A 13,095-nucleotide genomic window follows, 5' to 3' on the forward strand; every position below is an offset into this window, starting at 1 on the left:
TGCCTAGCCGCCCCGCAGGGCCGCGCGGACGCGCTCGGTATCGGCCGGCGTCCAGCCGTCGGGTGGCAGCACCGCCACCCAGCCGTCCAGGATCGTGTCGGCATAGTTGTGACCGTGGCCTGCGGGCATCTGCTCACCGTGGAACAGGTCGGCGCTGACCTGCCAGAACGTCACCACCGGGTACCAGCGCATGGATGCGGTGCGGTCCGGGCCGGGTGCTTCGGTCAGCCAGTCCGGCCGCGCGAACAGCAGGTCCGTCGACCACCACACCACCGGGTCGGAGGCATGCTGCAGGAACAACACCCGGGTGCCGTCCCACGGCGGCGCGGCGATCCGGGCGATCTCGGCCGGCACCGTGCCCTGCGAGAACCGCACCGTGCGGCCGTTGTCGTAGCGCGGCAACACGGCGGTGCTGCCGGGGTCGCGCCGCACCAGCAGCGCGTGCCAGAGCGGGCTGGCCTGCGGCGGCCCCACCCACAGCACGGACTCATAGCCCATGTCGGCGATATCGGGCAGCCAGTCGAACGCGGCCTGCCCGGCCATCGACCCCAGGCTCTCGCCGTAGAGCACCAGCTTGGGCCGCTGCCCTACTGGAAGGCCACGCCACCGCTCGGCGATGGTGCGCACCAGCAGCCGTCCCGAATCCATCGATTTGCGTTGGTCGGCCAGGAAGGAGATCCAACTCGGCAGGTAGGAGTACTGGACGCCGACGATCGCGGTGTCGCCGTTGTAGAGCATCTCCAGCGCATCGGCCGCGGCCGGATCCACCCACCCGGTGCCCGTGGTGGGCACCACCACCAACACCTGGCGATCGAAGGCGTGGGTGCGGTCCAATTCGTCGAGCAGCAGCTGCATTCGCCCCTGGTCGTCACCGGCGCTGTGCAGCCCGGCATACACCCTGATGGGTTCGCGGGCGGGCCGTCCGTTGATCCGGCTGAGCTCGGCGGCGTGCACTCCCCCGGCGACGAAGCTGCGGCCCTGACTGCCCAGGGTCGCCCAGGGCGCCAATGACTCGGGGCTGCCGGATCGCTCCGGCTGCAGCGGCTGGATCGTTCCGGCCACGGTGGCGCTGTCCTCGGGCTGGAACACCGCGCTGGCGCCGGCGAAGAAACCGCGGATCAGCACGCCGTTGATCAAGGTGGTCAGCAGCACGACGACGATCGCGCTGCCGATGAACATGGCGACTTCGCGGTGCAGGTGCCACCGCCGGATCAGGGCCCGCGCCAGCAGTCGACTGGCGTCGATCAGCACCCGCACCGTCGCCACCAGCGCGGCGGCGACCCCGATCGCCACGCCGAGGGTGCGCAGATAGCCCAGTGTTGCCGGGCCCTCGATGCCCAGCAGCTCGGAGACCTGACGCTGCCAGCCGGCGGCTGGGATCAGCATCAGAACGCACGCGGTCGGGGCCGTCACCACCACTGTTGCCTTGAGTGCGAGCAAGGCCGGACGCGGCGGCGGCCACCAGCTGGCGCCGCGCAGTAGGAAACGTTCCACCGTGGCGCCGATCAGCACGCCCAGCCCGTAGCCGAAGGCTGCGTTGATCCCGCCGATCAGTCCCTGGAACACCCAGTCGCGCGGCAGCAGCGACGGGGTCAGCGACAGGCAGAAGAACAGCGCACCGAACGCCACTCCGACGAACCCCAGGCGCAGCAGGCTCCAAGCCCACACCAGCAGCGGGTGTTTCGCCGGTGGCTCGGCCGCTCCCATGCCGCTGGGGCTTTACCCGAACAGTCCCGGCAGCACCGCTTCGGAGGTGCTGCGCAGTTCGGTCAGCGACACACTGAACTGGCCCTGGACCTCTATCTCCGGCGAGGCCTGGTCCACCACACCGACACGGGTGGCCGGCAGGCCGCGTGCCTCGCACATCGAGCGCAATCGGCTCTCCTCGGTGCGCGGCACCGCCACCAGCGCCCTGCCCGCCGACTCGGAGAACAGGAAGACGAACGGATCGGCATCTTCGGGAAGCAGGATGCGGCAACCGGTTTCACCGGCGATCGACGACTCGACGACGGCTTGGATCAGCCCGCCTTCGCTCAAGTCGTGGGCAGCCGAGATCAGGCCGTCGCGCGATGCCGCGCTCAGCACCTCGGCGAGCAGCTGCTCGCGTTCCAGATCGACCTTCGGCGGCAGCCCGCCCAGGTGATCGCCGGTCACCTGCGCCCAGATGGACCCGTCGAACTCGTCGCGGGTGTCGCCGAGCAGGATCAGCGTCTCGCCCGGTTCGACGCCGAACGCCGTCGGAATGCGGCGGCCGACGTCGTCGATGACCCCGAGCACCCCGACGACGGGGGTGGGGTGGATCGGCGTGGCGCCGGTCTGGTTGTAGAAGCTCACATTGCCGCCGGTCACCGGAATCCCCAGTGCCGCACAGCCATCGGCCAGACCGCGAACGGCCTCGGCGAACTGCCACATCACCCCGGGGTCTTCCGGAGAACCGAAGTTCAGGCAGTTGGTGACGGCGATCGGCGTGGCGCCGGTGACGGCCACGTTGCGGTACGCCTCGGCCAGTGCCAGCTGCGCCCCGGTGTAGGGGTCGAGCTTGGTGTAGCGGCCGGACGCGTCGGTGGAGATCGTGATCCCGCGCCCGGAGGCCTCATCGATACGCAGCATGCCGCCGTCGGCGTGCTCGGCCAGCACAGTGTTGCCGCGCACGTAGCGGTCGTACTGCTCGGTGATGAAAGCCCGGCTGCACAGGTGCGGGCTGCCCAGCAGCGCAAGCAGAGTCGCGCGCAGCTCCTCCCCCGTGGCCGGGCGCGGCAGCTTGTCCGAACGGTCGGCGTTCAGCGCATCCTGGGTGTCGGGGCGCGCCACCGGGCGCTGATAGATCGGGCCTTCGTGGGCCACGGTGCGCGGCGGCACGTCGACGACGGTCTCGCCGTGCCAGGTGATCTGCAGCCGGTCGCCTTCGGTCACCTCACCGATCACGGTGGCGAGCACGTCCCACTTGGCGCAGACCGCCATGAAGGCGTCCACGTTCTCCGGGGCGACCACGGCGCACATGCGTTCCTGCGACTCGCTGGACAGCACCTCGGCCGGACTCATGTTCGCCGCGCGCAGCGGCACCTTGTCCAGCTGAATCGCCATGCCACCGTCGCCGGCGGACGCCAACTCGGAAGTGGCACACGACAGTCCGGCACCACCGAGATCCTGAATGCCGACCACCAGCTTGGCGGCGTAGAGCTCCAGGCAGCACTCGATGAGCACCTTCTCGGTGAACGGGTCGCCGACCTGAACCGACGGCAGCTTCTTGCGGCCTTCACCGCTCTCATCCCCGCCGAAGGTGTCCGATGCCAGCACCGACACCCCACCGATGCCGTCCAGCCCGGTGCGCGCACCGAACAGGATGATCTTGTTTCCGGCGCCGGAGGCGAACGCCAGGTGCAGGTCTTCCTTCTTCAGCACACCGACACACAGGGCGTTGACCAACGGGTTGCCCGCGTAGCACGGGTCGAAGATGGTTTCGCCGCCGATGTTGGGCAGCCCCAGCGAGTTGCCGTAGCCGCCGATGCCGCGCACCACCCCGTCGAGCACCCGGCGGGTGTCGGGGGCGTCGGCGGCGCCGAAACGCAGCTGGTCCATCACCGCGACCGGGCGGGCGCCCATCGCCATGATGTCGCGCACGATGCCGCCCACCCCGGTGGCCGCGCCCTGGTACGGCTCGACATAGGACGGGTGGTTGTGCGACTCCACTTTGAAGGTGACCGCCCAGCCGTCGCCGATGTCGACGACGCCGGCGTTCTCGCCGATGCCGGCCAGCATGGCCTTGCGCATCTCGTCGGTGGTGGTCTCACCGAAGTAGCGCAGGTGCACCTTGGAGGACTTGTAGGAGCAGTGCTCGCTCCACATCACCGAGTACATAGCCAGCTCGGCGTCGGTGGGGCGGCGGCCCAGGATGTCGCGGATGCGCTGGTACTCGTCGTCCTTGAGACCCAACTCGGCGAACGGTTGCGGGTGCTCGGGCGTTGCGGCGGCGTGTTCGACGGTGTCCAGCGTGGTCGGGGGCGTCACGGGCACAGTCTATGGCACCGATTTCGGCTCAGTCCGGCGCCAGGAATGCCGTCAGGGCCGCCGCGTAGGAGGTCACGTCGCGTGCGCCCATCAATTCCCGTGCCGAATGCATGGCCAGCTGCGGAGCGCCCACGTCAACGGTGGGGATCCCGGTGCGTGCGGCGCTCATCGGTCCGATGGTCGATCCGCAGGGCAGATCGGCCCGATGCTCATAGCGCTGCAGCGCCACCCCGGCCTGGTCACAGGCCAACGCGAAGGTGGCGGCGGTGCGGCCGTCGGTGGCGTAGCGCAGGTTGGGCTGCACCTTGAGCACCGGGCCGGCGTTGACCGCGATCGGGTGGCCCGGTTCGTGACGCTCCGGGTAGTTCGGGTGGGTGGCGTGCGCCATGTCCGCCGAAGCCAGCGTGGAAGCGGTCAGCCGGCGCAGGAAGTCCTCACGGTCGCCGCCGGCGGCCAGCGTGATCCGCTCCAGCACGGTTAGCAACAGATCGGACTGGGCGCCGTGATCCGACGTCGATCCGACCTCCTCGTGGTCGAACAGCACCAGCACCGGCAGGTAGCGGCCGGGCCCGGCGGCGAGCAGAGCCTCCAGCCCGGCGTAGCAGCTGGCCTGGTTGTCCAGCCGCGGCGCGCTGACGAATTCGCGGCCCAGCCCGGTCACGGTCGACGGCGCCAGGTCGTGGGTCATCAGGTCGAACCCCAGCACGTCGCGCGGCTCGACGCCGGCGCACTGCGCCACGTAGCCGAGGAAGTCCGGGGACCGGCCATCTCCCCAGACCGCGTTGACGTGGCGCTGGGGATCCAGTTTGACCGCGGCGCGGTCGTCGGCCAGGTGGATGGCCAGCTGCGGCACCCGCAGGATCGGCTCGTCGATCCGGACCAGATGGTGGCTGATCCCAGAGCTTTCGGCGCCGCTGCGCACCGAGAGCCGGCCGCTGATCCCCAGGTCGCGGTCCAGCCAGGAGTTCAGCCAGGCGCCGCCGTAGGGCGCCAGGGCCACCAACTGCCAGCCGGCGACCTCGCGGGCGGGGTGCTGCTTGACCCGCAGGTTCGGGCTGTCGGTGTGCGCGCCGATGATCCGGAACGGGAGGTGGCCGCCGTGCTCCGGACTATTCCATGCAATCAGCGACCCGGCCCGGACGGTGAAATACCGCCCCGGCGTCTGCGGCCATCGGTCGGTTTCGGCCGCCTCGGTGTAGCCGGCGGCTCGGAGCCGTTCGGCCACCGTGTCGCAGGCGTGAAACGGCGACGGAGAGGCGTCGATGAACTCGCATAATCCGGTTGCGGTGGCCGCCATGGGGTTAAGTCTTTCGCATCCGGACGCCGATGGGGGCGTTAGGGTCGATAGCGTGCCGTCCGTTCAGCCCGTCACCGCTCCCCTGACCTGTTCGGCCATTTTCCTGGTGGCCACCATCAACGACGGCGGCGAGCAGGCCGTGCACGACGCATTGCCCGACCTGGCGGGTTTCGCCCGGGCGATCGGCTTTCGCGACCCGACCAAGCGATTGTCGGTGGTGACCTCGATCGGCTCGGAGGCGTGGGACCGGCTGTTCGCCGGGCCCCGGCCGGCCGAGCTGCATCCATTCGTCGAGCTGACCGGTCCCCGCCACACCGCCCCGGCCACGCCCGGGGATCTGCTTTTTCACGTCAAGGGCGAGACCTTGGACGTCTGCTTCGAGCTGGCGGGACGGATCGTCAAGGCGATGGCCGGTGCCATCACCGTGGTCGACGAGGTGCACGGCTTCCGGTTCTTCGATAATCGCGACCTGCTCGGTTTCGTCGACGGCACCGAGAACCCGGTCGACGACGAAGCGGTGGCGGCCACCGCGGTCGGTGACGAGGATCCCGACTTTGCCGGCGGCTCCTATGTGCACATCCAGAAGTACCTGCACGACATGGCCGCCTGGGAGGCGCTGCCGGTCACCGAGCAGGAACGCGTGATCGGCCGGACCAAGGCCGACGACATCGAGTTCGACGACGCGGTGAAACCGGCCAACTCGCACATCGCGCTCAATGTCATCACCGACGAAGAGGGCAACGAACTGGACATCGTGCGGCACAACATGCCGTTCGGCTCGGTGGGCTCCGGCGAGTCCGGCACCTACTACATCGCCTACGCGCGGACGCCCCAAGTCACCGAGCAGATGCTGCGCAACATGTTCTTCGGCGATCCGCCGGGCAACACCGACCGCATCCTGGACTTCTCCACCGCGGTCACCGGCGGAATGTTCTTCACCCCCACCGCCGACTTCCTCGACGATCCGCCGCCGCTCCCCGGAGCAGCGACACCCACCCCCTCCGAGCCCGTCGAGACCACCGGCGTTCAAGGCTCACTGAACATCGGCAGCCTGAAAGGAACCTCGCAATGAACAACCTGTATCGCGATCTGGCCCCAGTCACCGAAGCGGCCTGGGCCGACATCGAGCAGGAGGCCACCCGGACCTTCAAGCGGCACATCGCCGGACGCCGGGTGGTCGACGTCAGCGAGCCGGCCGGCCCGACGGCCGCCGCGGTGGGCACCGGTCGGCTGACCGGCATCGGCGCGCCGGCCGACGGCGTCGAAGCGCATCTGCGCGACAGCAAACCGCTGGTGCGCCTGCGGGTTCCGTTCACCCTGTCGCGTGACGAGATCGACGATGTGGAGCGGGGCTCGCAAGACCCTGACTGGGACCCGGTGAAGGCCGCGGCCAAGAAGCTGGCGTTCGCCGAGGACCGGATCATCTTCGGTGGCTACCCGGGCGCCGCGGTGGAGGGGATCCGCAGTGCGAGCTCGAACCCGGAGCTGACGCTGCCGGATGACCCGCGCGGCATCCCCGACGTGGTCAGCCAGGCGCTGTCGGCGCTACGGCTGGCCGGGGTGGACGGCCCGTACTCGGTGCTGTTGTCCGCGGACGCCTACACCAAGGTCGCCGAGACCTCCGATCACGGCTATCCGATCCTGGAGCACCTGCGCCGGCTGGTCACCGGCGACATCATCTGGGCGCCGGCGATCGATGGTGCGTTTGTGCTGACCACCCGGGGCGGCGATTTCGACCTGCGGCTGGGCACCGACGTGTCGATCGGCTACCTGTCGCACGATGCCGAGAACGTGGAGCTCTACCTGCAGGAGACGCTGACGTTCCTGTGCTACACCGCGGAGGCCGCGGTCGCGCTGACCTGCTAGAAGCTAGACCGACAGCACCGCGTCCAGCGCGGAATAGAACAACCCCAGCCCGTCATCGCTGGGCCCGGTCAGGGCCTCGATGGCGTGCTCGGGGTGCGGCATCAGCCCGACCACCCGGCCGTTGGCCGAGCTCACGCCGGCGATGTCGCGCAGCGAGCCGTTGATGTTGTCGAGGTAGCGGAACACCACCCGACCTTCGCCTTCGAGCTCGTCGAGCACCGCTTCGGAGGCCACGTAGCGGCCCTCGCCGGACTTCAGCGGCACCAGCAGGTCGGCGTCGGGGTCGAACCGGGAGGTCCAGGCCGTGTCGGTGGAGGCCACCCGCAGCCAGACGTCGCGGCAGACGAAGTGCAGGCCCGCGTTGCGGGTCAGGGCTCCGGGCAGCAGTCCGGCCTCGCACAGCACCTGGAAGCCGTTGCAGATGCCGAGTACCGGCATGCCTTGGCCGGCGGCCTTGATGACCTCGCCCATCACCGGGGCGAACCGGGCGATGGCACCGCAGCGCAGGTAGTCGCCGTAGGAGAAGCCGCCGGGCACCACCACGGCGTCAACGCCCTTGAGGTCGGCGTCGGCGTGCCACAGGCTGACGGGCTCGGCACCGACGAACCGGACCGCGCGGGCGGCGTCGACGTCGTCGAGGGTGCCGGGGAAGGTGATGACGCCGATCCGGGCGCTCACGAGGTCTCCCGGCTGACGGTGAAGTCCTCGATCACCGTGTTGGCCAGCAGCGATTCGGCGATCTCGGCCAGTGCGGCGTCGTCGATCGAATCGTCGACTTCGAGCTCGAAGCGCTTGCCCTGCCGCACATCCGACACTCCGGTGTGTCCGAGCCGAGAAAGCGCTCCGACGATCGCCTGTCCCTGCGGGTCAAGGATCTCGGCTTTGGGCATCACGTGCACAACCACCCGGGCCACGGGTGCTCCCTACTGTCGACGGGGGAATCGGTCGGGTCAACAATACCGATGCCCGTCGGTGGCGCCGGAGCGCACAATCTTTAGGTATGCAACTGACCCACTTCGGCCATTCCTGCCTGCTCGCCGATTTCGGCGGGACCACGGTGCTGTTCGACCCCGGCAACTTCTCGCACGGCTTCGAGGGCATCACCGGTCTGGCGGCCATTCTGGTCACTCATCAGCACCCTGATCACGCCGACGTAGCGCGGCTGCCGGCCCTGATCGACGCCAACCCGGGTGCCGCGCTCTACGCCGACCCGCAGACCGCGGCCCAGCTGGGGCCGCCCTGGCAGGCGGTGCACGTCGGGGATGCCTTCGACGTCGGGCCGCTGCGGGTGCGCGGGGTGGGCGGGCAGCACGCGGTGATCCATCCGGAGCTGCCGATGATCGACAACATCTCCTACCTGATCGGCGACGACGAGCATCCGGCCCGGTTGATGCATCCCGGCGACGCTTTGTTCGTACCCGGTGAACCGGTGGACGTGCTGGCTACCCCGGCGGCGGCGCCGTGGATGAAGATCTCCGAGGCCGTCGACTACCTACGTGCGGTGGCGCCGCGGGCCGCGGTGCCGATCCACCAGGGCATCATCGCCACCGACGCCCGCGGGATCTATCACGGCCGCCTGGCCGAGATGGGGCGCGCCGACTTCCAGGTGCTGCCGCAGGAGAGCGCCGTCACCTTCTGATCTAGGCGATATCGCTGGCGGCGCCCCGGCCGGCAGCCCGACCGGAGAAGATGCACCCGCCCAGGAAGGTGCCCTCCAGCGCCCGATAGCCGTGCACGCCGCCTCCGCCGAAGCCGGCCACCTCGCCGGCCGCGTACAGCCCGTCGATCGGCTTGCCGTCCGCGCCCAGCACCCGGGAGTCCAGGTCGGTTTCCAAGCCGCCCAAGGTCTTGCGGGTCAGGATGTGCAGCTTGACCGCGATCAGCGGGCCGGCGGAAGGATCGGTCAGCCGATGTGGGGCCACCACCCGGCCGATTCGGTCACCCAGGTAGGCCCGGGCGCCGCGGATCGCGGTGATCTGGCCGTCCTTGCTGAATCGGTTCGCCAGTTCACGGTCGCGCGCGGTGACCTCGGCCTCGACCGTCGCGTAGTCCAACGGCACCACGTCGGGCAGGTCGTTCATCGCGGCGACCAGGTCACGCAGCGATGAGGCGTGCACGAAGTCCACCCCGCGGTCGATGAACGCCTGCACCGGCGGGGGCGGCCCGGACCGGGCCCGTGACGCGGCCAGCTGACGCAGACTCCGGCTGGTCAGGTCGGGATTCTGCTCCTGGCCCGACAGCGCGAATTCCTTCTCGATGATCCGCCGGTTGAGCAGGAACCAGGTGTAGTCCTGACCGGAGCGCGCGATGTGCTCGAGCGTGCCCAGGGTGTCGAAGCCGGGATACAGCGGCCCGGGCAGCCGCGCGCCGGCGGCGTCGAGCCACAGCGGTGACGGGCCGGGGATGATGCGGATGCCGTGACCGGGCCAGATCGAGTCGTAATTGGTGATGCCCTCGGTGTAGTGCCACATCCGGTCCCGGTTGATCACCCGGCCGCCGGCGGCCTCGGTGATCCCGATCATCCGGCCGTCGACGTGGGCGGGCACCCCGGCCAACAGTTGCGCAGGGACCCGGCCCATCCGCTCCGGCCAGTTCTGTCGCACCAGATCGAGGTTGCCGCCGATGCCGCCGCTGGTGACCAGCACCGCCGGAGCACGGAATTCGAACTGCCCCACAGTGTTCCGCGATGACGCCACGCCGCGTTCGGCGGCTGAGGGTTCCAGCACACTGCCCCGAACCCCGGTCACCCGGCCACCCTCGACGATCAGCTCGTCGACCTGGTGCCGGAAGGCGTAGCGGACCCTGGAGCGGCCCCGCAGCCGGCCCGCGAAGATCTCCACCAACGCCGGTCCGGTTCCCCAGGTGATGTGAAATCGGGGCACCGAGTTGCCGTGCCCGATGGCGCCGTAACCGCCGCGCTCGGCCCAGCCCACCAGCGGAAACACTTTCAGTCCGCGGGCCCGCAGCCAGCTGCGCTTCTCACCCGAGGCGAAGTCCACGTAGGCATGCGCCCATTGCCGCGGCCAGTGGTCCTCGGCCCGGTCGAAGCCTGCGGTGCCCAACCAGTCCTGTAGCGCCAGTTCGTAGCTGTCGCGGACGCCCAGCCTTCGCTGCTCGGGGCTGTCGACGAAGAACAGTCCGCCGAAGGACCAGAATGCCTGTCCGCCCAGGTTGGCGCTGTTCTCCTGGTCGACGATCAGGACACGCTGGCCACGGTCCACCAGTTCGCAGGCCGCCACCAGTCCCGCGAGACCCGCCCCGACGACGATCGCGTCAGCGTCCGCCTTACCGCTCATGGCGTCCCAGGGTAACGACTCAGGCGCTCAGCTCCGACGTCACATCGACCGGCGGGAGCGGCCAGCGGTAACGCTCCGGGCGGCAACCGTGGCCCAACGCGGTATCCACCGCCTCCAGCATGGCCTCGGTCACGCCCGGCTTGCTCAGTTGCCGCGCACCTACCGACAGTCGCACCACGCCGTCGCGACGGGCGATGCGTTCGCTGGTGGCCACCACCATCCGGCACCACCAGGGCGCGCTGAGAAAGCCGGCCCCCACGCCGATCACCCTGGCCCGCGAGGTGTGGTCCAGCACCAGGTCGGTGACGCCGTGCAAACCGGCCAGAAGCCGGAAGCCGTTGCGCGGCAATGCCATGACGGTGCCCGGCGACACGGTCCAGCCGGGCGCGGCGAACAACCGGGTGCGCAGTCCCAGATGTTCCATCACCCGGTCGGCGCCGAGCAGTCGCAGATTGGCCTCGTGGGCGGGCAGCGTGGCGAACTCGCCGCGACGCTTCTTGGTGGCGGCCTCGTCGAAGCCGTGCAGCACGATCGCCGCGCCGTCGGCGCGCCGCTGCGTCAGCCACTCGACGGTGCCCGGGTCGCGGTCGAGCCGGTAGTCGGCACCCAGCCGCGGCGCCACCAGCAGCGATACACCGACGCCGCGGGCATCCAGTTGCGCGCAGAAGTCCTCGGCATCGGCCTGGGTGTGCGCCCCGATCCCGGAGACGGAGACGATCAGTTGTCCGGTCACAACATCAGTGTGACCAGCGCAAGTGTCCAGGCGGTGACGTCGAGGAAGACGTCAGATAGCGCTACGGGGTCGCCCGCCGGCGGCTGTGGTCGGCCGGATCGGTGGTGTCGGCGGCGATCGCCTTGAGCCGGGCCAGATCACGGGGATGCAGATCCGGCGCCATCTCCAGCGATTCCAGAAGCAGGTCGGTCTGTTCTCGCAGGGCGGGCAGGTGCTCGGGCCGGCCGTATTCCTTGACGTGAGCGACCAGCATCCGCAGTACCCGCAGGATCGCCGCCGCCACCATGGGCTGACTGGGCGCAACCTGGCGAAGTTGATCGAAACCGTGCCCGATGTATTCCTTGGGGTCGAGATCCCAGGGCCGCAACAGTATTCGCCCGTCCGGTCCGGCCACCGCCCGCGGTCGCGGCGGTACCGTCAGCACGCGGCGCAGCAGGCTACCCACCCGCAGCGTGGCCTCCACTGCGGTGGTCGGGTCGTTGATCGCCGAGCTGAGCGCACGCAGCCCTATATCGACCAGCTGACGGAAGGCGAAGTCGACGTCTTCCTGCATGGTGCGACTGTCACTGACGACGACGGCCCGGGACAGCTTGTCCCGCACCCGATCCGGATTGGCCGGCACCGGCCAGATGGTGACCAGTGGCTGGCCCAGGTGGATGTAGGCACCGACGCGGGTGTCCAACCGGATTGTGGTGCCGGCCGGGATGGCAGCCAGCAGCCGCTGGGGGTTGACCTGACTGACCCAGCCATTGCCGGGCGAGGTCAGTCGCAATGCATCCGGGGGAACGTCCATGTCCGCCTCGTGGGCGGGTCGCTCGTGAGCGGCGGCGGCCGCGACGGCGTCGATCACCATCGAGCCCTCGGCCGCGATCTCCCGCACCACCTGCCCGACCTCCAGCCGGTGGGCCAGGTGGTCGACGTGGGCGATGATCGTGATGACAGTGGCGATCGTCAGCACGACCGCGACCGTCACCGTCAGCGGCGGCGCGGGGACGGGCGACGATCCATCGAGATCAGGCAGGCTCAGCACGCAGTACACGAACGACGCGACCAGCAGGCCGATGACAACCTGGCTGAGCCGGTCCCGGATGAACCACCGCATCACGCGGGGTGAGAGCTGCGAACTCGCCAGCTGCAGGCTGACGATGGTCAGCGAGAAGATGACTCCCGCAGTGGTGATGGTCGCGCCGGCGATGGTGGACAGCAGCGTGGTCGCCACGCCGCTGTCCATCTTCAGCAGGAAGCGCGGCGACGGGCCGATGTTGCGATCCGCCACCCGGGTGATGACGGCGAGCGCCATCCCGCCGAACACGATCACCAACGGCAGCGCGAACAGGCTCTCCCGGAACCGGTAGGCCAGCGCCGCCGCCCGCACGCTGGGGAAGCGTTCCGACCGGGTATGCATCAGCCAGGCAGGACGGCTTCGATGGCGGCGATCACCTCAGGTGCGTCCGGCACCGTAGTGGGCCGGAAGCGGTTGACGACAGTGGCCCCTGGGGCGAGCAGGAACTTCTCGAAATTCCACTGCACGTCACCGGCGGCGCCCTCGGCGTCGGCGGTCTGGGTCAGCTCGGCATACAGCGGGTGGCGGTCCGCACCGTTGACGTCGGTCTTGGCCAGCAACGGGAAGGTCACCCCGTAGGTGGTCGAGCAGAAGGTCGCGATCTCCTCGGCCGTTCCGGGCTCCTGGCCCATGAACTGGTTGCAGGGCACGCCCAGCACGGTCAGGCCGCGATCGCCGTAGTCCTGCGCGAGCTTCTCCAGCGCGCCGTACTGCGGGGTGAGTCCGCATTTGGACGCGACATTGACCACGAGCACCGCGCGGTCGGCGTAATCGGCCAGCGAGGTGGAACGGCCGTCAAGGGTGGTCAGCGGGATTTCGGCGAGGCTCATGG

Annotated in this window: 12 protein-coding genes; 3 read left to right on the plus strand and 9 right to left on the minus strand. The window is 69.5% G+C overall.

Going from position 1 to position 13,095, the window contains the following annotated elements; genetic code table 11:
* Window positions 1–3: 3 nt before the first annotated feature.
* Genes RCP37_RS18575 through RCP37_RS18585 form a run of 3 tightly spaced genes read right to left on the minus strand, consistent with a single transcriptional unit; the run spans window position 4 to window position 5,305 of the window.
* Complete coding sequence (locus tag RCP37_RS18575; RefSeq protein ID WP_308484451.1) at window positions 4–1,707, minus strand: alpha/beta hydrolase; 1,704 nt, start codon at window positions 1,705–1,707, stop codon at window positions 4–6.
* A 12-nt stretch (window positions 1,708–1,719) separates the two neighbouring features.
* The gene (gene purL / locus RCP37_RS18580) at window positions 1,720–4,014 is read right to left on the minus strand and encodes a phosphoribosylformylglycinamidine synthase subunit PurL (RefSeq protein ID WP_308484452.1); all 2,295 of its coding nucleotides are present in this window, start codon (window positions 4,012–4,014) and stop codon (window positions 1,720–1,722) included.
* 22 nt (window positions 4,015–4,036) lie between these two features.
* Window positions 4,037–5,305, minus strand: coding sequence for a M18 family aminopeptidase (locus RCP37_RS18585; RefSeq protein WP_308484453.1), 1,269 nt, complete (start codon window positions 5,303–5,305; stop codon window positions 4,037–4,039).
* 52 nt (window positions 5,306–5,357) lie between these two features.
* Between RCP37_RS18585 and RCP37_RS18590 the strand changes: the two genes are divergently transcribed.
* Entirely contained in the window at window positions 5,358–6,377 is a 1,020-nt protein-coding gene (locus tag RCP37_RS18590) for a Dyp-type peroxidase (RefSeq protein WP_308484454.1), read from the plus strand.
* Window positions 6,374–7,171 (plus strand): family 1 encapsulin nanocompartment shell protein, encoded by a 798-nt coding sequence (locus tag RCP37_RS18595; RefSeq protein WP_308484455.1) that lies wholly within the window; start codon window positions 6,374–6,376, stop codon window positions 7,169–7,171. Before RCP37_RS18590 ends, RCP37_RS18595 begins: the two co-directional genes overlap by 4 nt.
* A gap of 3 nt (window positions 7,172–7,174) precedes the next feature.
* Here RCP37_RS18595 and purQ read toward each other — a convergent pair whose 3' ends face one another.
* Both purQ and purS read right to left on the minus strand, forming a co-directional pair.
* A complete protein-coding gene (gene purQ, locus RCP37_RS18600) occupies window positions 7,175–7,849 on the minus strand; it encodes a phosphoribosylformylglycinamidine synthase subunit PurQ (protein WP_308484456.1) in 675 nt (224 codons plus the stop codon).
* A complete protein-coding gene (gene purS / locus RCP37_RS18605; RefSeq protein ID WP_024441898.1) occupies window positions 7,846–8,085 on the minus strand; it encodes a phosphoribosylformylglycinamidine synthase subunit PurS in 240 nt (79 codons plus the stop codon). The genes purQ and purS overlap by 4 nt, the downstream gene beginning before the upstream one ends.
* 86 nt (window positions 8,086–8,171) lie before the next feature.
* On the opposite strand from purS, the gene RCP37_RS18610 reads away from it, so the two are divergent.
* Window positions 8,172–8,810: an MBL fold metallo-hydrolase gene (locus RCP37_RS18610; protein WP_308484457.1), complete on the plus strand. Its 639-nt coding sequence runs from the start codon at window positions 8,172–8,174 to the stop codon at window positions 8,808–8,810.
* A 1-nt stretch (window position 8,811) separates the two neighbouring features.
* Here RCP37_RS18610 and RCP37_RS18615 read toward each other — a convergent pair whose 3' ends face one another.
* The 4 genes from RCP37_RS18615 to RCP37_RS18630 form a co-directional block, all read right to left on the minus strand.
* Window positions 8,812–10,467, minus strand: a complete 1,656-nt coding sequence (locus RCP37_RS18615) for an FAD-binding dehydrogenase (protein ID WP_308484458.1) — start codon at window positions 10,465–10,467, stop codon at window positions 8,812–8,814.
* A 19-nt stretch (window positions 10,468–10,486) separates the two neighbouring features.
* The gene (locus RCP37_RS18620; RefSeq protein WP_308484459.1) at window positions 10,487–11,200 is read right to left on the minus strand and encodes a DUF2334 domain-containing protein; all 714 of its coding nucleotides are present in this window, start codon (window positions 11,198–11,200) and stop codon (window positions 10,487–10,489) included.
* Window positions 11,201–11,261: 61 nt separating this feature from the next.
* Window positions 11,262–12,605, minus strand: a complete 1,344-nt coding sequence (locus RCP37_RS18625) for a DUF2254 domain-containing protein (protein WP_308484460.1) — start codon at window positions 12,603–12,605, stop codon at window positions 11,262–11,264.
* Window positions 12,605–13,093, minus strand: coding sequence for a glutathione peroxidase (locus tag RCP37_RS18630; RefSeq protein WP_308484461.1), 489 nt, complete (start codon window positions 13,091–13,093; stop codon window positions 12,605–12,607). The genes RCP37_RS18625 and RCP37_RS18630 overlap by 1 nt, the downstream gene beginning before the upstream one ends.
* Window positions 13,094–13,095: the final 2 nt, after the last annotated feature.

The organism is Mycolicibacter sp. MU0102, from assembly GCF_963378105.1.
Lineage (GTDB): Bacteria > Actinomycetota > Actinomycetes > Mycobacteriales > Mycobacteriaceae > Mycobacterium > Mycobacterium holstebronense.

Coding starts and splice junctions, on each gene's coding strand:
- RCP37_RS18575 (WP_308484451.1), bottom strand. CDS start 1,707: ATGGGAGCGGCCGAGCCACCGGCGAAACACCCGCTGCTGGTGTGGGCT.
- RCP37_RS18585 (WP_308484453.1), bottom strand. CDS start 5,305: ATGGCGGCCACCGCAACCGGATTATGCGAGTTCATCGACGCCTCTCCG.
- RCP37_RS18595 (WP_308484455.1), top strand. CDS start 6,374: ATGAACAACCTGTATCGCGATCTGGCCCCAGTCACCGAAGCGGCCTGG.
- RCP37_RS18610 (WP_308484457.1), top strand. CDS start 8,172: ATGCAACTGACCCACTTCGGCCATTCCTGCCTGCTCGCCGATTTCGGC.
- RCP37_RS18615 (WP_308484458.1), bottom strand. CDS start 10,467: ATGAGCGGTAAGGCGGACGCTGACGCGATCGTCGTCGGGGCGGGTCTC.
- RCP37_RS18625 (WP_308484460.1), bottom strand. CDS start 12,605: ATGCATACCCGGTCGGAACGCTTCCCCAGCGTGCGGGCGGCGGCGCTG.
- RCP37_RS18630 (WP_308484461.1), bottom strand. CDS start 13,093: ATGAGCCTCGCCGAAATCCCGCTGACCACCCTTGACGGCCGTTCCACC.